We start from the raw sequence: 21,599 nt of genomic DNA on the forward strand, positions 1-21,599 counted from the left end.
GTCGCTATTTACCGAATGCGGAGCCGCTATGAACTTCTGCTAGCCCGTTAGCGGTCGCTTCCGAGTGTCCGCTTATGGCCGAAAGCGTTCAAGGTCATCCCCGGCGATCCATTACTTTCCACCTGCCTGAAACGCCAACATCACGCTCCCTCTTTAAAGTTACGGCCTAACCAACCTAGGCATCTCCACCCCCTCCCCCAACCTCTCCACCCCCAACCGCACCCTCTCCCCACCCTGCTCAATCACCACCCCATCCCCCTCCACCGCCACTAACTTCACGCCAGGACTCACCCGTTCCCCCTGCAAAAAGCTCCTCGGCGGCCCATCGTTGAGGCTAAGTATCGCCACCGCTCCCCGACTCCCCGCCATCACGCCGCTGACCTTGATCTCCACCGGCGCCGTGCGATTGGAAAACCATTGCAACGCGGGGTTGTCGCTACGTGCAGCGAGCAGTTGCGGCGTGGCGGCCGGGGTGTGGGATTCGGCGGTGGTCAGGAGCAGGGATGACCAGGTGGCGATGCCGACCAGGGCGGCCAGCAGTGCGGCGGCCTGGATGATTTGGGGGGGTGAAAAGCGTGCGGTGAATCTCATGGGCTGAATCTCCTTTTAGTCCCGGTGACCAGACTACGCGGCAATTCTCACGGTTTTATTTCACACGCCTTACATGTTGGCCGTGCAGGATGGTTTTTTGGGACGGGGCTGGACGCAAAGGAGTGCGCATTCGATGAACCGGTGCAGGCAGCAGGGTTTTACGCTGATCGAGTTGATGGTGGTGCTGGTGATCATCGGCATCGCCAGTGCGGCGATCAGTCTGAGTATCAAGCCCGATCCGTTGCAGTTGCTGCGCAAGGATGCCGAGCGCGTGGCGCAGTTGCTGCAGATTGCGCAGGCCGAGGCTCGCGCCGATGGCCGGCCGATTGCGTGGTTGAGCGATGGCAAGGGGTTTCGGTTCAGTCGGCGCAGTGACAATGGCAAGGGCTTTGATCATTTTGATCGGGACCCGCAGTTGCGGCCGCGTCCCTGGCAGAGTCCGAAGCTGGAGGTGCGGGTGGAGCCGAAACAGAAGGTGGTGCTGAACGCGGAGTGGATCAATCCGCCGCTGCAGTTGACGCTGTCTGACGGGCTCAATCGGTTGAGTGTGCTGCGCGATGCTTCGGGCCGGATTAGCGTGCAATGAACAGACAACAAGGTTTTACGCTGATCGAGGTGATGGTCGCGATTCTGTTGATGGCGGTGGTCAGTCTGATTGCCTGGAAGGGGCTGGACAGTGTCACCCGCGCCGACAGCCATTTGCAGGCCAGTGGCGAGCAGAGTGACAGTCTGTTACGGGCGTTGAATCAGATGCAGCGGGATGTGGAGATGCGCGCCGGGATCGAGCTGACGGAGCCGAAGAAGGTCGGCACCGAGGATGAACCGGCGACGGCCCCGCCTGCGCTTACGGTGCGCAGCAGTGACAGCAAGGGGTTTCGGCTGGACATCATTCGGAGCGCGGCGGATCAGCCGGGGGCTTTGCAGCGGGTGCGCTGGTGGCTCAAGGGGGACACGTTGTATCGCGCGGTGGCGCCGGCGCGTAGTCGGTATCCGTTGCCGGCGCCGGCGGCTGGGGTGGCGGTGTTGGGTGAGGTGAGTGATTTGCAGGTGCGGGTTTGGGAGATGGACAAGGGGTGGCGGCAGTTGAGCGGGAATCGGCGGGAGGATCCGTTGGGGTTGGAGGTGCGGTTGACCCGGCAGACACCGCAAGGGTCGGAGAAGTACCGGCAAGTCATGGGACCCTTGCAGTGATCAGCTGAGGACGACTACGCCGCCCGGTAACTCGGTGCATTTGACGCCGTAGGCATCGCGAATCAACGCGCCTACGCCGGCCAGTTGATCGAGGGAGAAACGCGCCTGCACCCGGCGCTGGCCGAGATCGCGATTCAGCAGCAACAACATCCCCGGGCGATAGCGGTTGATCTCGTCGATCATCTGGCTCAGCGTCGCGCCGTTGAATACCAGCACCTGCTGACGCCAGTTCATCACCGCCGCCGTGTCGACGCTTTGCACCGTGCCAACCTGTTGCGCGTCGTAGGTCAATTGCTGACCCGGTTCCAGGCGCAGGCTACGACCCTCAACTTCCACTTCTACTGCGCCATCCAGGCACGTCACGCACACCTGTTGATCGAGGTTGCGCAGGTTGAACCGCGCCCTGCTCGCCCGCAGCCAACCGCCACCGGCCTGCATCGCCATCGGTAATCGCGCGGTCTGCACTTCGACTTCGCCGCTGACCAGTTCAAAACCCTGCACGCCCTCATCCACCGAACGTTGGTTGATGCGGGTCTGGGTGTTCAGTTCCAAGCTCAAGCCATCGGCCGGTTCGACGCGACGTTGCTGGCCGACTTCAGTGATGTAATCGGCGCCAAGCCCGGAGAACCCGCCCGGGATCGTGCCGCGCACCAGCAGGAACGCTGCCGACGCAGCAATCGCGCCGCCGAGAAAGGCCCGACGTCCAAACCGGCGTGGCGCCTGCGTCGCTTCGGCCGCCGGTTGCAGCAGGTGCCACAACGCCTTGCACTCTTCGAAGGCGCGGGCGTGTTCAGGGCTTTGGGCGCACCACTGGCGCAGCGCTCGGGCGTCGGCGACCGTGGCGCGGCCGGAGGTCAGCAGGATCAGCCAGTCGCGGGCTTCGCTTTGCAGACGCTCGGCAGGCGTGGGCTCGGCAGGTGTCAGACGGAAGATGTTCAAACGCACAGGTACTCGACGGGTTGATCGGGACACTCAATCGGAGCTTCATTCACTAGACGGTTTTCCGGCCCCGCGACCGAACCGCTGAAACACTTTTCTTTCCAGTTTGGCCGCGCAGTGTCCGAGGGCAGCCTTGATTTCCTTCTCGACCATGCGCGTGGAGATGCCGAAACGCTGGGAGATTTCCAGGTGCGGCGCTTCTTCCAGGCGTGCGGCGATGAAGATCCGGCGGCGCCGGGCCGGCAGTTCGTAGAGGGCGCTGAGCAGGGACTGGATTTCCTTTTGGCCGCCGACTACGCGCATCGGGTCCAGCGCTTCGTCGCTGACTTGCAGCAGTTCTTCGATTTCGCTGCCGGTGAGCAGCCGCGCATCGGCCTGGCGGCGGTCGGCGGCGATGTTCAGGGCCATGCGATAGAGGTAGGCGTTGGGCCGCAGCAGGTTCGGCGGCGCTTCCATGCGGTCGACCCGCAGGTAGGTTTCGTGCAGCACGTCGTTGGCCAGGTCCTCCGAGCCGAGACGGCGTCGCAGGCGCACCCGAAAGTCCTCGTAGGACGTCAGGAACAGCTGGACCATCGAACTTTGTCCGGCGTCTTTCATCCCCCGGAAACTCCTTCCCATTGTGTGCATTCCATGCGCTTTCCTGACGATTCGGGTAACAACAGCAACGTGACTGGCTGGCGCAATGCGCCGGGTGTCGGCCGGTCGATCCTGAGCGTGTGAAAACTGTCTACCAGCGCGGCATCGCGCCGAACATCGCCGGTCGAGGTGACCAACCGGTTGTGCTGCACCACGCCGTCGCGACCGATCCACAGCTGCAACACCGCGCGAAAACTGCCGGGCCGGGTCAGCGGCGAGCGGCACAGGTTGCGTTCAATCGCGGCCTGTACCGCCGCGGCATAACTGCGGTTGACCGCGACGCTGGCGGGGGTCGGTTTCTCCGCCGGCATTGGCACGTCCTCGACTTGCGCTACTTGCAAGGTGAACGCGTCGTCGCGGCTGTACTTGGCCATCAACCCGCTGCCGCCGAGCATCCGGCGCAGCGCTTCGGCGGCGGTGAATTCGCCATCCACCGCCAACGAACGTCGACCGCGACTCAACTGGCTGTCGACCAGCACCGCCATGCCGGTGGCGCGACTGAACTGATCGAGAGCGCGGGCCAGTTCCTGGGCCGGGATGTGCAACGTCATGCGCATCGATGCCGGCACCGGGTCGGCGCTGGCGCGGCTCAGAAACAAGCCAAGCAGCAGCCCCAGACAGAGCTGGCGCATGAGCGCTGAGCGCACAACATCCTCCCTGGCACGGCCTCGCTGCACGGCTGATGTATCCCTGAAAACCGTCATCCTGAGGGCTGTTTATGAATCTGGTGTGACGGCCACTGCAAAAAAACCATCACGGGATCCGCGCCGCCGTTGCACTAGACTCTTGAGCTAGAGCGGCCCCTTCGGGCCGGCCAGGAGGCCAGCATGAAATCACTGTGGACATTGGCGCTGAGCGGGTTGTTGTTGACGCTGTCGGGCGGCGTGCATGCCGAGCAGGCAGTGGGTTGCGTCGAGGTGACCGTGGGCGGTTACAAGGCGCCGAATTACGACTGCCTGAGCCAGCAGATGGGCAACAACCCCGACGGCGCGGCGGCTGCGCAGAAGAATCAGGAAGCGATGAATGTGCCGGTCAACAAGCGGCCGCCGAATCAGGTGGGGTTGGCGACGCCGGCGGCTACCAGTACGCGGATGGGCAATACGTTTGGCACGTCGGTGAAACCGCAGCGGCCGCCGAACTAACTTTGATCGTTCCCACGCTCCTGCGTGGGAATGCAGCCCGTGACGCTCTGCGTCACTGGACGCGGAGCGTCCCCAGAGGCATTCCCACGCGGAGCGTGGGAACGATCACCGTGTGGGGGGCTTGGGAGATGGCTCGTGATCAATCGCTGGGAATCTGCCGAAAACTCACCGCCAGACGATTCCAGCTGTTGATGGTGCTGACAGCCATGGTCAGGTCCACCAGCTCCGTCTCGTTGAACTGTTCCCGCGCCTGCTGATAAACATCGTCAGGCACCCGGCTATCCGCAAGCAGCGTCACCGCCTCGGTCCAGGCCAGCGCCGCCCGCTCGCGCAGATTGAAGAAGCCGCTGTCGCGCCAGACCGCGATGGCGTACAGCCGTCGATCCGTCTCCCCTGCCCGCCGCGCTTCCACCGAATGCATGTCGGTGCAGAACGCGCAGCCGTTGAGTTGCGAGGCGCGGATCTTGATCAGGTGCAGCAACGGCGCCTCGATGCTCAGGCTGCTGGTCAGCGCTTCCAGGGCAATCATCGCTTTCATGGCTTTGGGTGAAGCGCTGTAGTAATCCAGACGCGGGGACATGGGCGGGCCTCGGGCAGCAGAAGAGTGATTTCACGGTAAGCGCTGGTGCGCCAGGGTTACAGCCCCAATTCAACGGAAAACCGGCAGACCACTGATCCTTGACCAATTTCCGGTTTTTGCTCCGCGCAACTTCTGCCCCGCGTGCATTCGGGAGTAATCTGGCGGGCGCACAATCCGCCTCATTCGCCCCCAGGAGCCCCGTCGGTATGGAACTTCATGTCGTGATCAACGGCCGCAAGGATCTGGCCGGTCAGTTGTATCAGCAACTGCGCGGCGCTATTGAATCCGGGCGTCTGGCCGCCGGCACGCAACTGCCGCCCAGCCGCTTGCTCGCCGAGCAACTGGGGATTTCGCGCAAGACCATTTCCGACACTTACGCGCAGCTGACTTACGAAAACTTCCTCACCGGGGTGATCGGCAAAGGCACTTACGTCAACGCTCGCGCCACGCCGGTGCAGCGCAAGCAAAGTCATTCCGAGCTGGCCAGTTCCGAGGTGATCGAGAGCTGGTGCAACCTGCCGGTGTTCTTGCGCCATCCGACGCTGGAAGGCTCGCTGCGCTACGACTTCATCGGCGGTGCCACCAGCAAGGGCCAGTTCCCCCACGATGACTGGCGCCGCTGTGTGTCCCACGCCATGCGGCAAATGGCCGGCTCCAAAGGTTTCTACAGCGTGGCGGAAGGCTTGCCGGCGCTGCGCAATGCGATTGCCCGGCACATTGCGTTCTCCCGTGGCGTGAACTGCCAGGACGAAGACATCGTGGTGTGCAACGGCGCGCAGCAGGCGCTGGACCTGATCGCCCGGGTGCTGCTGCGCCCCGGCAGTCTGGTGGCGATGGAAGATCCGGGTTATCCGCCGGCGCGGCTGCTGTTCGGCACTCACGGCGCCACCGTGGTCGGGGTGCCGGTGGATGCGGAAGGGATTCAGGTGCAGCACATTCCCGACGGCACCCGGTTGATCTACGTGACGCCGTCGCACCAGTTCCCGCTGGGCATGTCGATGAGTCAGGCGCGGCGCGAGGCCTTGCTGGCCCGGGCCTACGAGCTCGGCGCGATCATCATCGAGGACGACTATGACAGCGAGTTCCGCTACGAGGGCCGGCCGACGGATTCGCTGCACAACCTCGATCAGCGCGGCATCGTGGCTTACGTCGGCACCTTCTCCAAGACCCTGCTGCCGGAGCTGCGGCTCGGTTACGCGATTCTGCCGCCAGCGATCCTCGAAGCGGTGATCCGTGCCAAGCAGCTCACCGATCTGCACGCTTCCACCCTGCCGCAATGGGCGCTGGCCAAGTTCATCGCCGAGGGCTGCCTGCTCAAGCACATTCGCCGCTGCCACACCATTTACGCCCAGCGCCGCGAGCGGATCCTGGCGCGCATGGCCACCGACCTCGCGCCGTGGCTGGAGGCCGTGCCGGCGAGCGCGGGCTTTCATATGGCGGTGTTCTGCCGGGTGCCGATCGACTTGCCGCTGGTGATCGAACTGGCGAAAAAGGTCGAAGTCGGCCTATACGCCATCGACGGCTTCTATTACCAGCAGCCGGCCAGAAGCGGGATGTACTTCGGCTTCGGCGCCATCGAGACGCTGGACATCGATATCGCGCTGGATCGCCTGCGCGACATTCTGCAACAGGTCGCCTGATAGATTGGTCTAACGGATTACCCGCCGATTGGTTATTGGTGATCCGGGGGGGCAGGCCTATTCTGCACAGGCGTTATCCCTCAATGAGCAGGATTCGTCCGGCCTGATTCAGGAGTGTGAGCAATGTCCAACGAAGTGATCAACACCGTACAGGTGCAGGCTGCTGCCGGCCGCTCCGAGGAGCTGGGCAAGCAGTTGCAGAAGATCGTCGAAACCCTGCGCGAAACACCGGGCTGCGATTCCTACATGGTCGACCGCTGCCCCGACGACAGCCACCGCTGGACGGTCAGTGCCCATTGGCAGTCGGAAGCGGCGATGCAGGCGCATTTCAACCGGCCTGAGGCGCAAGGGTTTATCGATCTGATCGACAGTCGGCTGGCCAACAGCGTCGATTTCAACTCGTTTCCTATCGTTTGAAACTCCAGAAAATTGCAGCCTTCGGCAGCCTCGGGGAAACCCGCGAGGCTGCCGAAGGCTGTGGTTTTTCTGGTTTGCGGGGAATCAGGATTGGTCACCCGATCTTCCCGAATATTGGCCGTTTGATTAGACCGACACGCGGACTACTGTGAAGACCGACTCCCCCACTTCACAGGTGACCCGCCATGAAACTCCTGCACATTTTCGCCGCCGCCCTCGCCCTGTCTGTTTCTGCCGCCGCCATGGCCCACGATGCCTCCGAGAAAATCTCGGTATTGCAGGACCAGATGCTGAAAAACGCCCCCGGCAAAAAAGCCATGATGATCGAAGTCGACTACAAACCCGGCCAGTCTTCCATCGCCCACAAACACGACGGCACGGCCATGGCGTATGTGCTCGAAGGCGAAGTGACCTCCCAGGTCAAGGGCGAACAAGCGATCACCTACAAGAAGGGCCAGTTCTGGTACGAGCCGGCCGGTTCCGAACATCTGGTGTCGAAAAACGCCAGCAAAACCAAGCCAGCCAAGTTGCTGGTGTTCATGGTGCTGTCGCCGGACGAGCAAGTGCTGATCCCATTGAAAAACTGATGGTTGTTTAACCAGCCATAAATAAAAGGCGCAAATCGTTGATTGGCGCCTTTTTTATTTCCCGCGGCAATTAATCAAAAACGCTTACAGCCAATAAAACTATTGCATGACTGTCATTCAGCAAATTGTCAGGTTGTTTTCAGTTTCGCGGGAGTAGTCTGAGGCAACTGTCGCCGGTTCCATTTAATCAACCCCGACACCTCTGACTTTCCGACTGAAGTTGCTTCACGGGAGACTCACCATGAAACTTGCCTTTGCCAGTACCTTGGCGATATCAGTTTTAGCGTTGTCCGCCTGTTCCGTTCCCACCGCTCCAAAAGCGGTTTCTTCCCTCGACACGCTGTTCACCCAACCGGTCGGCCGCAGCAGCGCCGCCCAGGTCAAAAGTGGTCCCGGTGTCTCGCTGGGCGTCGTCTACAGCCCGAGTACCCAGACCAACCGCGAATACCTGCGCGACTATCAGGCCAACGCCGGCACCGGTTTCGGCCAGAGTTTATTGGTGCAGCCGATCCATGACGCCTACGTCGCCACTTCGAAACCGGACATGGCCGTGGACTGGGTAAAAGCCTCGCTGCAACGCCAGTTCGGCTCGGTCACGGTGTACCCGGACATGCAAAGCCTGCGTGCGGCCAACCCGGATGTGGTGGCGATCGTCGACACTCACAACCAGTTGATTACCTCGCGCAGTTCGGACATCAAGGCGGATGTGAGTGCGGACTTTTATGACGGGAAGTTGAACTACATCGGGACGGCCAAGGGGTCTGAGGCGAAAGAGTTGACGCCGGTCTGGGCGGACTTCAAGCGTTCAGAGGAGATTGTTGCGGATATTAATCAGCAACAGGAAGTTCAGGTTCGGGCGTTGCAGAAGTTTGACCAGTCGCTCAGTAATTTATTGACCAGACAGGCAGATAAAGTGTCGATGCTTGATAACAAACAAAGACATAACTTGCAGTAACGAGAAACCATCAGGCAAAAAAAAGCCCCCGCATCTCACAATGCAGGGGCTTTTTCATTCAGCGCTTACTCAAGCAAGCTCAAGCTCCGCAGTCGCCGCAGCAGGCACAACTGCCTGACCGCTCAACGCCACGTCGTTCAGCTCACGGTTGGCCACCGCGTACATGGCGTAGTCGGTGCCGCTGGCGGCACGGATTTCCACCAGCATGGCGCGCCAGCGCTGGATCATCGCGTCGTGTTGCGCCATCCACAGAGCCAGACGCGCTTCCACGTCCAGATCACCGCCGCCCGCTTGCAGAACGGCGATGGTGATAGCACGTTGCTGCCAGTCGACGTCGTCGCGGAACGCTTCGCGGGCCAGGGCTTGCCAGTTGTTTTCAACCGGCAAGGCGCTGATCTGCGAGATGTACCAGGTGATGTCCAGCGCGCTGCCCACGGCGAAGTACGCCTTGGCCACTTCGGCTGGGTCCTGACCGGTCACGTCGGCCGCTTCGATGATCGGCAGCAGCGTGTAGAGGTGGGTAGTCCCTGCCACCATACGCGCCAGCAGTTCCGGTACACCGGCTGCGACGTAAGCCTGATAACGCGCCTGCCAGTTTTCGCGGATTTCGCCGCTCAGCAGTTCGTCCAGCTTCAGGCCCAGCTCTTTCAGGTGCGGACCGAAATGCGCGACGTCACGGGCAGCGTTCTGCTCGTTGCGACGGGCACGCAGGAACCAGCGCGTAGCGCGACGGCCCAGACGCATCAGCTCGTCCATCAGCTCCAGTTGCACGTCAGCGGAGACCTGGTAGTCCAGGGCTTCGATCTGACGGAACCAGTGCGGGAGGTGGAAGATGTCACGCACGATCACGTAAGCGCCAGCCACGTTCGCCGGGGTCATGCCGGTGGACTCTTTGAGTCGCTGAACGAAGGTGATGCCCATGTGGTTGACCAGATCGTTGGCGATCTGGGTGCTGACGATTTCGCGCTTCAGACGGTGACGGCGCATGGCTTCGGCGAACTTGCTGACCAGGGTCGGCGGGAACGCGGTTTCCATGTCACGGGTCAGGTAATCGTCGTCCGGCACCAGGGAGCCCAGCAACTGCTCCTTGAGGTCGATCTTGCTGTACGAGATCAGCACCGACAGTTCAGGACGGGTCAGACCGTGGCCTTCGGCAACGCGTTCAGCCAGTTGCTCTTCGGTCGGCAGGAACTCGATGGCACGATCCAGCTTGCCACGGCCTTCCAGGTCGCTCATCAGACGCTTGTACTCGGCGATGCGCGCATAAGCGCGGCGGGCCGCCAGGGACAGAGCCTGAGTCTGCTTGTAGTTGTTGCCCAGCACCAGACCACCGACTTCGTCGGTCATGCTCGCCAGCAACTGGTCGCGTTGCTTGCCGGTCATGTCGCCGGCCTGAACCACTTCGTTCAGCAGGATCTTGATGTTCACTTCGTGGTCGGAGCAGTCCACGCCACCGGCGTTGTCGATGAAGTCGGTGTTGGAACCGCCGCCATTGAGACCGAATTCCACACGACCCAGTTGGGTCATGCCGAGGTTACCGCCCTCGCCCACGACTTTGCAGCGCAGTTCGTTGCCGTTCACGCGCAGCGCATCGTTGGCCTTGTCGCCGACATCGGCGTGGCTTTCGGTGCTGGCTTTCACGTAAGTACCGATACCACCGTTCCACAGCAGATCCACCGGCGCCTTGAGCAAGGCGTTCAGCAGTTCGGTCGGGGTCAGTTTGTCGGCCTTGATGTCGAAGCGTTCCTGCATCTGCGGGGAGATGGCAATGCTCTTCGCGCTGCGCGAGAAGATACCGCCGCCTTCGGACATGATGCTGGTGTCGTAGTCGGACCATGCCGAACGCGGCAGGTCGAACATGCGCTGACGCTCGACGAAGCTGGTGGCCGGGTTCGGGTTCGGGTCGATGAAGATGTGCATGTGGTTGAACGCAGCAACCAGTTGCAGCTTGTCGGACATCAGCAAGCCGTTGCCGAACACGTCACCGGCCATGTCGCCCACGCCGACTACAGTGATGCTGTCTTCCTGGACATTGATGCCGCGCTCGCGGAAGTGGCGCTGTACGCCAACCCACGCGCCTTTGGCGGTGATGCCCATTTTCTTGTGGTCGTAACCGGCCGAACCACCGGACGCAAATGCGTCACCCAGCCAGAAGCCGTAGTCGATGGCGATGCCGTTGGCGATGTCAGAGAAGGTTGCAGTGCCCTTGTCCGCCGCGACCACCAGGTACGGGTCATCGTCGTCATGACGCACGACGTTGGCCGGCGGTACCAGTTTGCCGTCCTTCAGGTTGTCGGTGATGTCCAACAGACCCGAGATGAAGATGCGGTAGCAGGCGATGCCCTCGGCCGCGATCTCGTCACGGCTGCCGCCCAGTGGCAGGCGACGCGGCAGGAAGCCGCCCTTCGCACCCACCGGCACGATGACCGAGTTCTTCACTTGCTGGGCTTTTACCAGGCCGAGGACTTCGGTACGGAAGTCTTCTTCACGGTCGGACCAGCGCAGGCCGCCACGAGCGACGTTGCCGAAGCGCAGGTGCACGCCTTCGACGCGTGGCGAGTAAACGAAGATTTCGAACTTCGGAACCGGCTTCGGCAGCTCAGGGATCAAGTGCGGGTTGAACTTGAAGCTGAAGTACGACTTGTTCTGGCCGTTGGCGTCGGTCTGGTAGAAGTTGGTACGCAGGGTCGCTTTGATCAGGTCCAGGTAACGACGCAGGATGCGGTCTTCGTTGAGGACTTGAACGTCGTCCAGCGCGGTCAGGATCGCTTGTTCCAGACGCAGTTGCTTGTCGTCCAGATCATCGCTGCCCAGCTTGCGTGCCAGGTAGAAACGGGTCTTGAACAACCGGGTCAGTTCGCGAGCGATGTCGGTGTGGTTGTTCAGGGTGCTGGCGATGTAGCCGAGGTCGAATCCCAGACGGATCTGCTTCAGGTAGCGAGCGTAGGCACGCAGCAGCGCGACGTCGCGCCATGGCAGGCCGGCGGTCAGCACCAGACGGTTGAACGCATCGTTTTCGGCGTCGCCGCGCACGATGTGGACGAACGCGTCCTGCAGGGTGTCATTGAGCTGCTGGATGTCCAGGTCCATGCCTTCAGCGGCAGTGAACGCGAAGTCGTGGATCCAGAACTCGCGGCCGTTGTTGTGACGCAGGCGATACGGGAACTCGCCCAGCACGCGCAGGCCGAGGTTTTCCAGGATCGGCAGCACGTCGGACAGGGCCAGCGGGGTATCGGCGTGATACAGCTTGCAGTGCAGCTCGCGCGGGCCGGAAGCCAGCGGCTGGTAGAAGCTCATGGCCAGCGGCTTCTTCTCGCTCAGGTTGAGCAGGTGCTGCATGTCGACCACGGCCGAGTGCGCAGCGAAACGCTCGCGGTAACCGGCCGGGAAGCCTTTAGGGAAGTCGGCCAGCACGTTGGTGCCGTTGGCTTCGCCGAAGGTCTCAACGGTCAGGGCGGCGTAGTCGTCCTGCCAGCTGCGGCAGGCCTGGATCACTTCGTTTTCCAGTTGCAGCGGGTCGATGTCGATGCGGTTTTTCGGGTCTACGCGCAGGATCAGTTGCACGCGGGCCAGCACGGACTCGGAGAAGAAGGTCCAGAACTCGCAGTCGGTCGCCTTCAGGCGCTCCATCAGCACTTGCTGGATTTTCTGACGGACTTCGGTGGAGTAGATGTCGCGCGGCACGTAAGCCAGGCAGTAGCAGAAACGGCCGTACGGGTCTTTGCGCAGGAACACGCGGATCTTGTTGCGTTCCTGGATCTGCACGATCGACATCACGGTGCTGAACAGTTCGTCGACCGGGGTCTGAAACAGGTCGTCACGCGGCAGTACTTCCAGAACCTGTGCCAGTTCCTTGCCCAGGTGAGCCTTGGACTGGAAGCCGGAACGGCGCTCGATCTCTTCGACCTTGCGGCGGATGTACGGGATGACACGTACGCTTTCGCCATACACCGACGAGGTGTACAGGCCCATGAAGCGGTGTTCCTTGATGACTTTGCCGTCGGCATCGATTTCGCGGATCGACACGTAGTCCGGGTAAGCCGGACGGTGGACGCGGCTCGGGTGCGCAGCCTTGGCGAACGACAGCAGCGTCGGTTCGCGCAGGTAGTTCACGGCGTAGTCTTCGATGTGACGGTCTTCGTTGGTCAGACCGGTGCGCAGCATCCGGGTCAGGCCGAGGAAGGAGTTCTGGTCGTATTCGATATGGCCGCCATCGGCCTGATCGACAACGGTGAACTCTTCGTAGCCGAGGAAGGTGAAGTGGTTGCCCACCAGCCATTCCAGGAAGCTCTTGATTTCGGTCTTCTCGTCGGCTTCGACGGCGAATGCGCTGTTATCGAGCTTGGTGAGGATTTCCTGCACCTTGGCCTTCATCGGCTCGAAATCGGCAACCGCGACGCGGACTTCACCCAGGACCTGTTCCAGCTCCTTGGTCAGCACATTCAATTCGGCCGCGTTGGCGCAGCGGTCGATTTCCAGGTACATCAGCGATTCGTGTTGTACGCCTTCGCCGGTCGAACCTTTAGGCAGGATTTCCAGCAATTCGCCCTTGCTGCCACGACGCACGCTGAGCACGGTGGTCTGCAGGGTGTGGATGCTGTAGCCGCGGCGGTTCAGCTCGGTACGCACCGAGTCCACCAGGAATGGCAGGTCGTGGTGCAGCACTTCGACCGCGGTGTGGGTCGACTGCCAGCCGTGACGTTCGTAATCGGGGTTGTAGACGCGCACTTGCGGTTGCGCGTGATCGAAGCGCTCAAGCAGGCGCCACGCAGAAAGAGTACAGCCAGCGAGGTCGGAGAGGCGACGTTGAGTCAGCTCGTCCAGGGAAATGATGCCGAAGAATTGTTCAGAGAACAGCGCCACTTGTGGCAGTGCCTGTTCACTGATGTGCTGCGCCAGTGCCGCTTGCAGTTGGTGCTGGAAGTCGGCTTTGCTGGCTGCGGTGAAGAACGCCATCTGTGGTACTCCGCTTGGGCTTGTTATTGATGGAAAGCGTCGCGTACAAAACCCCTTTCGGGGCGTTCCGTCGCCCTGTTCCTGAATCTCGGGCAGAGGAAACAGGGTGACAGGTGGGTGAAGCTGGACGAGACACTCAGGTCACATTCACCTTCCATGAATGGGCATCTGCAAAAACGACTGCCGGGCGCCGCTCGCGGGGCCATGGCAATGCCTTTACGGGTGCTCATCCGTTGCGCAGCTTAATGGGTGCGACAATGTGTCTGCTTGCGGTGCTGCGACATATTCGGTCATAGGCACGTAAACCGAGGCAAGTGCATCGGTAAACACTAGCATTCATGGGGCAGAACGCCGGTCTGAATCCCCGGTTTTACGGTACATGCGTGCCAGAAATGACCATTGACCTGCGTCGCGTTCACGACACATCCTCTGACACTCAGGCGAGCAGAAATTCCCGAGGGCTGGCAGAATCGCGCTTTATTGCGACCACCGAGCCCGCCGAGGCAGGAATTTCCCATGCAAATGACCACCGCCCTTTTGATCGTCAACCCGTGCGACGACGAAGAAGACAACATGGCCATGCTCTGCTGCCACAGCGACAAGGGCGACATGTTTCTGATGAGCCGCTATCCGGACGAGGATGAGCTGGAGATCACGCTGGATGGCGAGCCGTCCACCCTCGATGGCGTGAAAGTCACCTTGACCAAGACCCTGCTGAAGATCGAAATCGCCGCAGCGGATGCTGATGCGTTGAAAGGCGATGATGTGCTGGAAATCACCTACAACCCGGACATGGTGGATCTGGCCGAGGTCGAGGAAACCCTGAAGAACATTCTGGATGGCACTGGCACCTTTATCAGCCAGATTTGAGGGTGTCTGGACCGGCCCTTTCGCCTGCGAAAGGGCCTCAAAGAACACCGCATCTCCCCCGCCCTACAAAATTCCAACAATTGCCCCGGTCATTTCCCGCACTTTGCGCAAAATGCCGTTAGTCGCCACCCCCTGCGATGGATTAAAGTAACGCCCCCAGCCCCGGCGTTATCCGAACGCCTGTGGCCACCCTTTCCAGGAACAGTCATCGATGGAACATCGTGAAGCGCTGCTGGCGCTGCGAACCTTTCTTTCAACGCAGATTCTCGGCCAGGAAAAACTCATCGAGCGCTTGCTCATCGCCCTGCTCGCCGACGGCCACATGCTGGTCGAAGGCGCTCCGGGTCTGGCCAAGACCAAAGCGATCAAAGAGCTCGCCGAGGGCATCGAAGCCCAGTTCCATCGCATTCAGTTCACCCCGGACCTGCTGCCCGCCGACATCACCGGTACCGAGATCTATCGCCCGGAAACCGGCAGCTTCGTGTTCCAGCAAGGCCCGATCTTCCACAACCTGGTGCTGGCGGACGAAATCAACCGTGCCCCGGCCAAGGTGCAATCAGCCTTGCTCGAAGCGATGGCCGAACGTCAGGTCAGTGTCGGGCGCAGCACCTATGAGCTGTCGCCGCTGTTCCTGGTGATGGCCACGCAGAACCCGATCGAGCAGGAAGGCACCTACCCGCTGCCCGAAGCGCAGCTCGACCGGTTCCTGATGCACGTAAAAATCGGTTTTCCGGACGCGGCCGTCGAACGCCGAATCCTGCAACAGGCCCGGGGCGAAGCCCTGAACGGCGAGACCAAGCCCGAACGCCGGGTCAGCCAGCAAGCGATCTTCGCCGCACGCAAGGAAATCCTCGGTCTGTACATGGCGGACGCCGTGGAGGAATACCTCGTGCAACTGGTCATGGCCACGCGCAACCCGGCCAAGTTCGATCCGGAAATGGCCGAATGGATTGCCTACGGCGCCAGCCCCCGTGGCTCGATCGCCCTTGATCGCTGCGCCCGCGCCCACGCCTGGCTGGCCGGTCGCGACTTCGTCAGCCCGGAAGACATCCAGGCTGTGCTGTTCGACGTGTTGCGCCACCGCATCATTCTGTCGTTCGAGGCCGAAGCCGCCGGCATCGACCAGGATCGGGTGGTGCAACGGATTCTCGACGTCGTAGCCGTCGCTTGACCCCGATGAACGCCTCTCTGCCGTCCGAACCGGGTATTCGCGTCAGCCTCGCCGAGCTGATCGAGATGCGTCACCGCGTGCGCGAAGTGCAGCTGTTTTCCACGCCAAGCCAGCGCAGCCCGCTGATCGGCCTGCACCACTCGAAATTCCGTGGCCGTGGCGTGGACTTCGATCAGGTGCGGGTCTATCAGGCCGGCGACGACGTGCGCACCATCGACTGGCGCGTGACCGCGCGGACTCAAGAGCCGCACACCAAGCTGTTCCATGAAGAGCGCGAGCGGCCGATTTTCATCATGGTCGAGCAAAGCACACGGCTGTTCTTTGGCTCCGGACTGATGTTCAAGTCGGTGCTCGCGGCGCAGGCTGCAGCGTTGATCGGCTGGGCCGCGCTGGGTCACAACGACCGGGTCGGCGGACTGGTGTTCGGCGACAACGAGCATTACGAAATCAAGCCGCGCCGCAGCAAGCAGAGCCTGCTGCAACTGCTCAACCGGCTGGTGAAGGTCAATCAGTCGCTGCACAGCGAGCGAGAGCCGGATCGCGATGCGTTTGGCGTGGCGTTGCGCCGGGCTCGTGAAGTGCTGCGCCCTGGCAGTCTGGTGATCGTGATCTGTGACGAGCGCGCACTGACCGACAGTGCCGAGCAGCAATTGAGCCTGCTGTCGCGTCATTGCGACCTGCTGATGCTGCCGCTGTCCGATCCGCTGGATCACGCCCTGCCCGCTGCCGGGCTGCTGAGATTCGCTGAACGCGGCGCGCAACTGGAACTCGACACCCTCAACTTCGACCTGCGCCAGACCTATCGCGCCCAGGCCGAAGCACGCATCGCCCGCTGGGAACTGCTCGCGCAGAAACTGCGGGTGTTGTTGATGCCGTTGAGCACCCAGAGCGAAATGGTCGAGCAGATGCGCGAGTTCCTCAACCCGCAGCGCCCGGGGAAAGTTCGATGAACGGCCTCGAACAACTGCAACCGCTGATTTCCCCGCCACCGATTGCCTTCTGGCCGCCAGCCCCGGGCTGGTGGTTGCTGCTTTTGTTGCTGCCGCTGATCGGCGTCGTGCTGTGGCGCCTGCGCCGTTTCATTCCGATCAAGAAGAAACCCGTCGTGCGCGCCGAAATCCCGCTCGATCCGGTGCGCATCGCCGCGCTCGCCGAGCTGGCGCAAATGGTCAAACCCTACGACGGCGCCCCGGCCGGCGCGTGGCTGCAACAACTCAACGGCCTGCTAAAAAGGCTGTGCCGCAACCATTACCCCTACAGCCAGAGTCACACTCTCAACGGGCGCAAATGGCTGGCGTTTCTCGACAACCGCTGCCCTGCCGCTGGCCTGACTCGCTGGATGGTGCTTGTCGAGGGCGCGTACAAACCCGAATGCAAACTCGACGACAAGGCCATCGCCGGCCTGACGCAAGCCGTCGACACCTGGATCCGCAAGCATGTTTGAGTTCGCCTGGCCGTGGATCTTTGTGCTGTTGCCACTGCCGTGGTTGATGCGCCTTGTGCTGCCGGTTGCGGACAGCGGCGAGCCGGCGTTGAAAGTGAGTTTCCTCGGTGACCTGGAAGGCCTCGCCCGCCGCCGCGCCCGCGCCAATCTGCCAGCCTGGCGCCAGCAAGCGCCGTTCATGCTGCTGTGGCTGTTTCTGCTGATCGCTGCCGCCCGCCCGCAATGGCTGGGCGAACCGTTGCCGATTGCCGCCAGCGGTCGCGATCTGCTGGTGGCGGTGGACGTGTCCGGCTCGATGGACTTCCCCGACATGCAATGGAACGACGAAGACGTCAGTCGCCTGTCGCTGGTCCAGCATTTGCTCGGCGACTTCCTGGAAAGCCGCGATGGCGACCGGGTCGGTTTGATCCTGTTCGGCAGCCAGGCTTACCTGCAAGCACCGCTGACGTTTGACCGGCGCACCGTGCGCGTGTGGCTCGACGAAGCGCGGATCGGCATCGCCGGCAAGAACACCGCCATTGGCGACGCCATCGGTCTGGCGCTGAAACGTCTGCGCATGCGCCCGGCACAGAGCCGTGTGTTGATTCTGGTCACCGACGGCGCCAACAACGGCGGCGAAATCGATCCGCTGACCGCCGCACGACTGGCCGCCAACGAAGGCGTGAAAATCTATCCGATCGGCATCGGTGCCGACCCCGAAGAAAGTGGCGCCACAGCACTGCTCGGCGGCAATCCGACCCTCGATCTCGACGAGCCGACACTCAAGGCGATTGCCGACGCTACCGGCGGCCGCTACTTCCGCGCCCGCGACGGCAAGGAACTGCAAGCGATCAAGGACACCCTCGACCAACTGGAACCCGTGGCCCAGCAACCGACCCAGGCACGCCCGGCCCAGGCGTTGTATCAATGGCCTCTGGCATTGGCGTTGCTGTTGAGCATGTTGCTGGTTACCCGTGAATTGTGGCCGGACAACCCGTTGCAACGGCTGTTCACCAAGGAGCTGTATCTGCAAAGCCCCCTGCCTGACTGGCGCGCGCGCCTCAAGCGTTTGCGTCTGCGGAGGCGCCGATGATCGCCCTCTGGCCGCACTGGTTCCGTCCCTGGTGGTTACTGTTGTTGCCGCTGCTCGGCTGGTTGATCTGGCAGCTCTGGCACCGGCAGAAACGCGCCGGGCGCTGGCAGATGATTCTGCCGCCAGCGTTCCATGCCGCATTGCTCAGTGGCGGCAGCGGTCGCGACAGCAAACTGCCGTGGGTTGCGTTGGGCGTTGCGTGGTTGCTGACGATCCTGGCGCTGCTCGGGCCGAGCTGGGAGCGCGTCGAACAGACCAGCCAGAAACCGGCGGATCCGCTAGTAGTTGTGCTGGAGCTGACCCCGGAAATGCTCGCCACCGACTCGCCGCCCACGCGTCTGGAGCAAGCCCGGCGCAAGCTGTTCGATCTGTTGAAGGCGCGCAGCGATGCGCAGACCGCCATTGTGGTTTACGCGGGCAGCGCTCATACATTGGTGCCGCTGTCGGATGACCTGGCGACCAGCCGCAATCTGCTCGACGCCCTCAAGCCGTCGCTGATGCCAGAGAGCGGTCATCGCGCCGATCTTGCTGTGAGCAAGGCGCTGGCCTTGCTGGAGCAAGGCTCACTGGGTCAGGGACGCATCCTGCTGATCGGCTCTTCGCTGTCCGATGAGGAACGCCAAGGCATTCGCCATGCGTTGAGCGGGCAATCGGCGCAGTTGCTGATGCTCGGCATCGGCACCGCCGAGGGCGCGCCGATTGCTCAGGAGGACGGCAGTTTCCTCAAGGACGCCCAGGGTGCTATCCGCGTGCCGCAACTCGACAGTCCCGGCCTCGGCGCCTTCCTCAATTCGGTGGGCGGCGAGTACCACAGCGCACGGCTGGATGAGTCGGATCTGGGCAGCCTTGGACTGCTCAATGGCCCGCGTAGCCTGCGCAACGACGGCCAGACCCTGCGCCTCGATACCTGGGCCGATCAGGGTTACTGGCTGCTGTTGCCGCTGTTGCTGCTTGCCGCGTGTGCCGGGCGCCGTGGCTGGTTGTTCTGCCTGCCGCTGCTGTTTTGCCTGCCACAGCCGAGCTACGCTTTTGATTTCGAAGACCTGTGGTTGCGCCCCGATCAACAGGGTTTGCACCTGCTCAAGCAGAAGCGTCCTGCCGAAGCGGCGAAACACTTCGAAGATCATCAGTGGCAAGGGCTGGCGTTGTACGAGGCTGGCGACTACAGTGGCGCCGCCCAGCGTTTCGCCGAAGGCAGCGATGCCCGCGCCCACTACAATCGTGGCAACGCATTGGCGAAAAGCGGTGAGCTGGAAGCGGCGATCGATGCCTACGAACAGGCTCTGGAGTTGCAGCCGGATTTGCGCCCGGCGCTGACCAACAAGGCGCTGGTGGAAAACCTGCTCAAGCAGAAAAACACGCCGCCGCCGACCGAGCCCGAGAAGCAACCGACGCAGCAGAACGTGCCGGGCGACGAACCACCGCCCGCCACTGCACCGCCACCGACGGTCAAGAATGATGCGCCAAGCGAAGCCCAGCCCGCGGAGTCGGCCAGCGAACCGCCGCCGACCACCCCGCCGCAGCCAGGCCCCAACGAAGTGCCCAACAGCGCGCCGGACGAAGAACAGAACACCAGCCCGACGCTGCGCCCCAGCGAAGACAACGTCGAAGGCGAGCAACGCCAGGCACTGGAACAGTGGCTGGGCAAGATCCCGGACGATCCGGGCGAACTGCTGCGACGCAAATTCTGGTACGAACAGCAACAACATCAGGATCAGGAAAACACTCGATGACCCGTTTCACCGCTCTCTTGCTGCCCCTGCTGATCTGCACGGCCACCGCCCAGGCGGCCGGGCTGACGGCCAGTGTGGATCGCAGTCGCCTGAACTCCGGCGAGACGGTCGAACTCACCCTCGAATCCAACGATGTCACGCAGTTCGGCAAACCTGATCTGACCCCGCTGGAACCGTTGTTCGAAGTGCGCGGCACGCGCCAGGTCAACCAGCTGAACACCCTCAACAACGAGAACCGCGCCACCACCCGCTGGATCATCACTCTGTTGCCGAAACAGAACGGCAGCGTGGAAATTCCGCCGTTGAAACTCGGCGAAACCGAGAGCCAGCCGATCACCGTGCAGGTGGTCGAAAGCGACGTTCACGAAGAAAAGAATGCGCTCGACCCGGTGTTCATCGAGTCCAGCCTCGACCAGTCCAGCGTCTACGTGCAGGCCCAGGCCGTCCTGACCCTGCGCATCTACCATTCGGTTTCGCTGTACGACGACAGCAGCGTGACTCCGTTGCAGATCGTCGACGCGCGCATCGAGCAACTGGGCGACACGCGCACCTACGAAAAAGACATCAACGGTGTTCGGCATGGCGTGATCGAGATGCGCTACGCGATCTATCCGCAGCACAGTGGTTTGCTGACCATCACTCCGCAGACCTTCAGCGCCACATTGGTCGACACCCAACCGGCAAAAGACCCCACCGCCCAAGGGCCGAAAACCGGCAAGTTGCTGCGAGTCACGTCCTCGGAAATCCCGCTGACCGTCAAACCCAAACCGATCACTTATCCGAGCGATGCGCCGTGGCTGCCGGCCCGCAGCCTGAGCCTGAGCGAGAGCTGGAATCCGGAGCCGGATCACACGCAGGTCGGCGACTCTCTGACCCGCAGCCTGACCCTCAAGGTCGAAGGCCTCGCCAGTTCACAACTGCCCGCCCTGCCCGCCACCGAGGCCAATGGCTTGCGCCGCTACCCGGACCAACCCGTGCTCAACAACCAGAGCAGCGAACGCGGTCTGATCGGCAGCCGTGAAGAACGCGAAGCGCTGGTGCCGAGCCGCAGCGGTTCGATCGAACTGCCGACCGTGGACGTGGTGTGGTGGAACACCTTCGAAGATCACCTGGAACACACCAGCCTGCCGGCGCGCACCCTGCAAGTGGTGAACAACCCAAGTCTGCAGGTCGACACCCCGGCCGGCAGCGCACCATCATTCAACGCCGCCGACAGTGAAGCGCTGTGGTGGTGGAAACTCAGCACACTGATTCTTGCCTGTACCACCCTGCTCGGCTTCGGCCTGTGGTGGCGTGCCCGCTGGCAACCGGCGATCCTGCGCGCCGCGCAAACCGGCCCGAGCCCGCGCACCCTGCTCGACGACATCAAACGCGCCAGCCAGGCCAACGACCCCCACGCCACCCGCCAGGCCCTCGACGCGTGGGCCCGTCAGCAGCCGGAAACCCTGGCGGATATGGCGGCGCGGTTTGTGCCGTTGTCGGATGCGCTCGATGGTTTGAACGGCGCGCTGTACAGCGAGACCGGGCAGCATTGGCAGGGTGAGGATCTGTGGCGGGCGATCCGGACGATTCCGACGGCGGAGCGGGTGCAGGATCCGGTGGGTGATAGCGGGTTGCCGCCGCTTTATCCGAAGTAAGCGAAAGAACACCAGCAAACGACATCAAACGATGCCGC

General features: G+C 62.2%; 20 protein-coding genes. 14 read left to right on the top strand and 6 right to left on the bottom strand.

The window, feature by feature from the left end:
• Positions 1-159: 159 nt before the first annotated feature.
• Positions 160-591, bottom strand: coding sequence for a type II secretion system protein N (locus IF199_RS17140; protein ID WP_134023270.1), 432 nt, complete (start codon positions 589-591; stop codon positions 160-162).
• 133 nt (positions 592-724) lie between these two features.
• Between IF199_RS17140 and gspH the strand changes: the two genes are divergently transcribed.
• On the top strand, positions 725-1,177 hold the full coding sequence (gene gspH / locus IF199_RS17145) for a type II secretion system minor pseudopilin GspH (protein ID WP_192558202.1): 453 nt from the start codon (positions 725-727) through the stop codon (positions 1,175-1,177).
• Positions 1,174-1,782 (top strand): prepilin-type N-terminal cleavage/methylation domain-containing protein, encoded by a 609-nt coding sequence (locus IF199_RS17150; protein ID WP_192558203.1) that lies wholly within the window; start codon positions 1,174-1,176, stop codon positions 1,780-1,782. Before gspH ends, IF199_RS17150 begins: the two co-directional genes overlap by 4 nt.
• Here the strand turns inward: IF199_RS17150 and IF199_RS17155 are convergent, their stop codons facing one another.
• Genes IF199_RS17155 through IF199_RS17165 form a run of 3 tightly spaced genes read right to left on the bottom strand, consistent with a single transcriptional unit; the run spans position 1,783 to position 3,989 of the window.
• The gene (locus IF199_RS17155; protein ID WP_102620987.1) at positions 1,783-2,721 is read right to left on the bottom strand and encodes a FecR family protein; all 939 of its coding nucleotides are present in this window, start codon (positions 2,719-2,721) and stop codon (positions 1,783-1,785) included. It abuts the gene before it with no gap.
• Positions 2,722-2,766: 45 nt separating this feature from the next.
• Positions 2,767-3,318, bottom strand: a complete 552-nt coding sequence (locus tag IF199_RS17160; RefSeq protein ID WP_102620981.1) for an RNA polymerase sigma factor — start codon at positions 3,316-3,318, stop codon at positions 2,767-2,769.
• Positions 3,315-3,989: a secretin and TonB N-terminal domain-containing protein gene (locus tag IF199_RS17165; protein ID WP_192560967.1), complete on the bottom strand. Its 675-nt coding sequence runs from the start codon at positions 3,987-3,989 to the stop codon at positions 3,315-3,317. Before IF199_RS17165 ends, IF199_RS17160 begins: the two co-directional genes overlap by 4 nt.
• 195 nt (positions 3,990-4,184) lie before the next feature.
• On the opposite strand from IF199_RS17165, the gene IF199_RS17170 reads away from it, so the two are divergent.
• Complete coding sequence (locus IF199_RS17170) at positions 4,185-4,499, top strand: hypothetical protein (protein ID WP_025109823.1); 315 nt, start codon at positions 4,185-4,187, stop codon at positions 4,497-4,499.
• 139 nt (positions 4,500-4,638) lie between these two features.
• On the opposite strand, the gene IF199_RS17175 is transcribed toward IF199_RS17170, so the two are convergent.
• Positions 4,639-5,079: a carboxymuconolactone decarboxylase family protein gene (locus IF199_RS17175; RefSeq protein WP_096820026.1), complete on the bottom strand. Its 441-nt coding sequence runs from the start codon at positions 5,077-5,079 to the stop codon at positions 4,639-4,641.
• Between the two features lie 206 nt (positions 5,080-5,285).
• Here IF199_RS17175 and pdxR point away from each other — a divergent pair, with 206 nt between their 5' ends.
• The 4 genes from pdxR to IF199_RS17195 all read left to right on the top strand — a co-directional run bounded on the left by pdxR (position 5,286) and on the right by IF199_RS17195 (position 8,678).
• The gene (gene pdxR, locus IF199_RS17180) at positions 5,286-6,719 is read left to right on the top strand and encodes a MocR-like pyridoxine biosynthesis transcription factor PdxR (RefSeq protein WP_102620978.1); all 1,434 of its coding nucleotides are present in this window, start codon (positions 5,286-5,288) and stop codon (positions 6,717-6,719) included.
• A 123-nt stretch (positions 6,720-6,842) separates the two neighbouring features.
• Positions 6,843-7,136: a putative quinol monooxygenase gene (locus tag IF199_RS17185; RefSeq protein WP_096820028.1), complete on the top strand. Its 294-nt coding sequence runs from the start codon at positions 6,843-6,845 to the stop codon at positions 7,134-7,136.
• A 185-nt stretch (positions 7,137-7,321) separates the two neighbouring features.
• Positions 7,322-7,723, top strand: coding sequence for a cupin domain-containing protein (locus IF199_RS17190; protein ID WP_192558204.1), 402 nt, complete (start codon positions 7,322-7,324; stop codon positions 7,721-7,723).
• A 241-nt stretch (positions 7,724-7,964) separates the two neighbouring features.
• Positions 7,965-8,678 (top strand): ATPase, encoded by a 714-nt coding sequence (locus IF199_RS17195; RefSeq protein WP_192558205.1) that lies wholly within the window; start codon positions 7,965-7,967, stop codon positions 8,676-8,678.
• Between the two features lie 69 nt (positions 8,679-8,747).
• On the opposite strand, the gene IF199_RS17200 is transcribed toward IF199_RS17195, so the two are convergent.
• Entirely contained in the window at positions 8,748-13,634 is a 4,887-nt protein-coding gene (locus tag IF199_RS17200; RefSeq protein ID WP_096820031.1) for an NAD-glutamate dehydrogenase, read from the bottom strand.
• 516 nt (positions 13,635-14,150) lie between these two features.
• Here IF199_RS17200 and IF199_RS17205 point away from each other — a divergent pair.
• The 7 genes from IF199_RS17205 (at position 14,151) to IF199_RS17235 (ending at position 21,561) form a co-directional block, all read left to right on the top strand.
• Positions 14,151-14,504: a hypothetical protein gene (locus IF199_RS17205; protein ID WP_192558206.1), complete on the top strand. Its 354-nt coding sequence runs from the start codon at positions 14,151-14,153 to the stop codon at positions 14,502-14,504.
• Positions 14,505-14,715: 211 nt separating this feature from the next.
• Positions 14,716-15,675, top strand: a complete 960-nt coding sequence (locus IF199_RS17210) for an AAA family ATPase (protein ID WP_007913915.1) — start codon at positions 14,716-14,718, stop codon at positions 15,673-15,675.
• A 5-nt stretch (positions 15,676-15,680) separates the two neighbouring features.
• Entirely contained in the window at positions 15,681-16,625 is a 945-nt protein-coding gene (locus IF199_RS17215) for a DUF58 domain-containing protein (RefSeq protein WP_096820033.1), read from the top strand.
• Complete coding sequence (locus IF199_RS17220) at positions 16,622-17,119, top strand: DUF4381 domain-containing protein (RefSeq protein ID WP_192558207.1); 498 nt, start codon at positions 16,622-16,624, stop codon at positions 17,117-17,119. Before IF199_RS17215 ends, IF199_RS17220 begins: the two co-directional genes overlap by 4 nt.
• The gene (locus tag IF199_RS17225; RefSeq protein WP_192558208.1) at positions 17,112-18,191 is read left to right on the top strand and encodes a vWA domain-containing protein; all 1,080 of its coding nucleotides are present in this window, start codon (positions 17,112-17,114) and stop codon (positions 18,189-18,191) included. The genes IF199_RS17220 and IF199_RS17225 overlap by 8 nt, the downstream gene beginning before the upstream one ends.
• Positions 18,188-19,924, top strand: coding sequence for a tetratricopeptide repeat protein (locus IF199_RS17230; protein ID WP_192558209.1), 1,737 nt, complete (start codon positions 18,188-18,190; stop codon positions 19,922-19,924). Before IF199_RS17225 ends, IF199_RS17230 begins: the two co-directional genes overlap by 4 nt.
• Positions 19,921-21,561 (top strand): BatD family protein, encoded by a 1,641-nt coding sequence (locus IF199_RS17235; RefSeq protein ID WP_192558210.1) that lies wholly within the window; start codon positions 19,921-19,923, stop codon positions 21,559-21,561. Before IF199_RS17230 ends, IF199_RS17235 begins: the two co-directional genes overlap by 4 nt.
• Positions 21,562-21,599 lie beyond the last annotated feature (38 nt).

It is taken from the genome of Pseudomonas allokribbensis, assembly GCF_014863605.1.
GTDB classification, from domain to species: domain Bacteria; phylum Pseudomonadota; class Gammaproteobacteria; order Pseudomonadales; family Pseudomonadaceae; genus Aquipseudomonas; species Aquipseudomonas allokribbensis.

Bases quoted from the DNA above. Each gene is read 5' to 3' on its own strand.
- IF199_RS17235 (WP_192558210.1), top strand. From the start codon at position 19,921: ATGACCCGTTTCACCGCTCTCTTGCTGCCCCTGCTGATCTGCACGGCC.
- IF199_RS17170 (WP_025109823.1), top strand. From the start codon at position 4,185: ATGAAATCACTGTGGACATTGGCGCTGAGCGGGTTGTTGTTGACGCTG.
- IF199_RS17200 (WP_096820031.1), bottom strand. From the start codon at position 13,634: ATGGCGTTCTTCACCGCAGCCAGCAAAGCCGACTTCCAGCACCAACTG.
- IF199_RS17140 (WP_134023270.1), bottom strand. From the start codon at position 591: ATGAGATTCACCGCACGCTTTTCACCCCCCCAAATCATCCAGGCCGCC.
- gspH (WP_192558202.1), top strand. From the start codon at position 725: ATGAACCGGTGCAGGCAGCAGGGTTTTACGCTGATCGAGTTGATGGTG.
- pdxR (WP_102620978.1), top strand. From the start codon at position 5,286: ATGGAACTTCATGTCGTGATCAACGGCCGCAAGGATCTGGCCGGTCAG.
- IF199_RS17160 (WP_102620981.1), bottom strand. From the start codon at position 3,318: ATGAAAGACGCCGGACAAAGTTCGATGGTCCAGCTGTTCCTGACGTCC.
- IF199_RS17205 (WP_192558206.1), top strand. From the start codon at position 14,151: ATGCAAATGACCACCGCCCTTTTGATCGTCAACCCGTGCGACGACGAA.
- IF199_RS17215 (WP_096820033.1), top strand. From the start codon at position 15,681: ATGAACGCCTCTCTGCCGTCCGAACCGGGTATTCGCGTCAGCCTCGCC.
- IF199_RS17175 (WP_096820026.1), bottom strand. From the start codon at position 5,079: ATGTCCCCGCGTCTGGATTACTACAGCGCTTCACCCAAAGCCATGAAA.
- IF199_RS17210 (WP_007913915.1), top strand. From the start codon at position 14,716: ATGGAACATCGTGAAGCGCTGCTGGCGCTGCGAACCTTTCTTTCAACG.
- IF199_RS17220 (WP_192558207.1), top strand. From the start codon at position 16,622: ATGAACGGCCTCGAACAACTGCAACCGCTGATTTCCCCGCCACCGATT.
- IF199_RS17185 (WP_096820028.1), top strand. From the start codon at position 6,843: ATGTCCAACGAAGTGATCAACACCGTACAGGTGCAGGCTGCTGCCGGC.
- IF199_RS17150 (WP_192558203.1), top strand. From the start codon at position 1,174: ATGAACAGACAACAAGGTTTTACGCTGATCGAGGTGATGGTCGCGATT.
- IF199_RS17225 (WP_192558208.1), top strand. From the start codon at position 17,112: ATGTTTGAGTTCGCCTGGCCGTGGATCTTTGTGCTGTTGCCACTGCCG.
- IF199_RS17190 (WP_192558204.1), top strand. From the start codon at position 7,322: ATGAAACTCCTGCACATTTTCGCCGCCGCCCTCGCCCTGTCTGTTTCT.
- IF199_RS17165 (WP_192560967.1), bottom strand. From the start codon at position 3,989: ATGCGCCAGCTCTGTCTGGGGCTGCTGCTTGGCTTGTTTCTGAGCCGC.
- IF199_RS17195 (WP_192558205.1), top strand. From the start codon at position 7,965: ATGAAACTTGCCTTTGCCAGTACCTTGGCGATATCAGTTTTAGCGTTG.
- IF199_RS17230 (WP_192558209.1), top strand. From the start codon at position 18,188: ATGATCGCCCTCTGGCCGCACTGGTTCCGTCCCTGGTGGTTACTGTTG.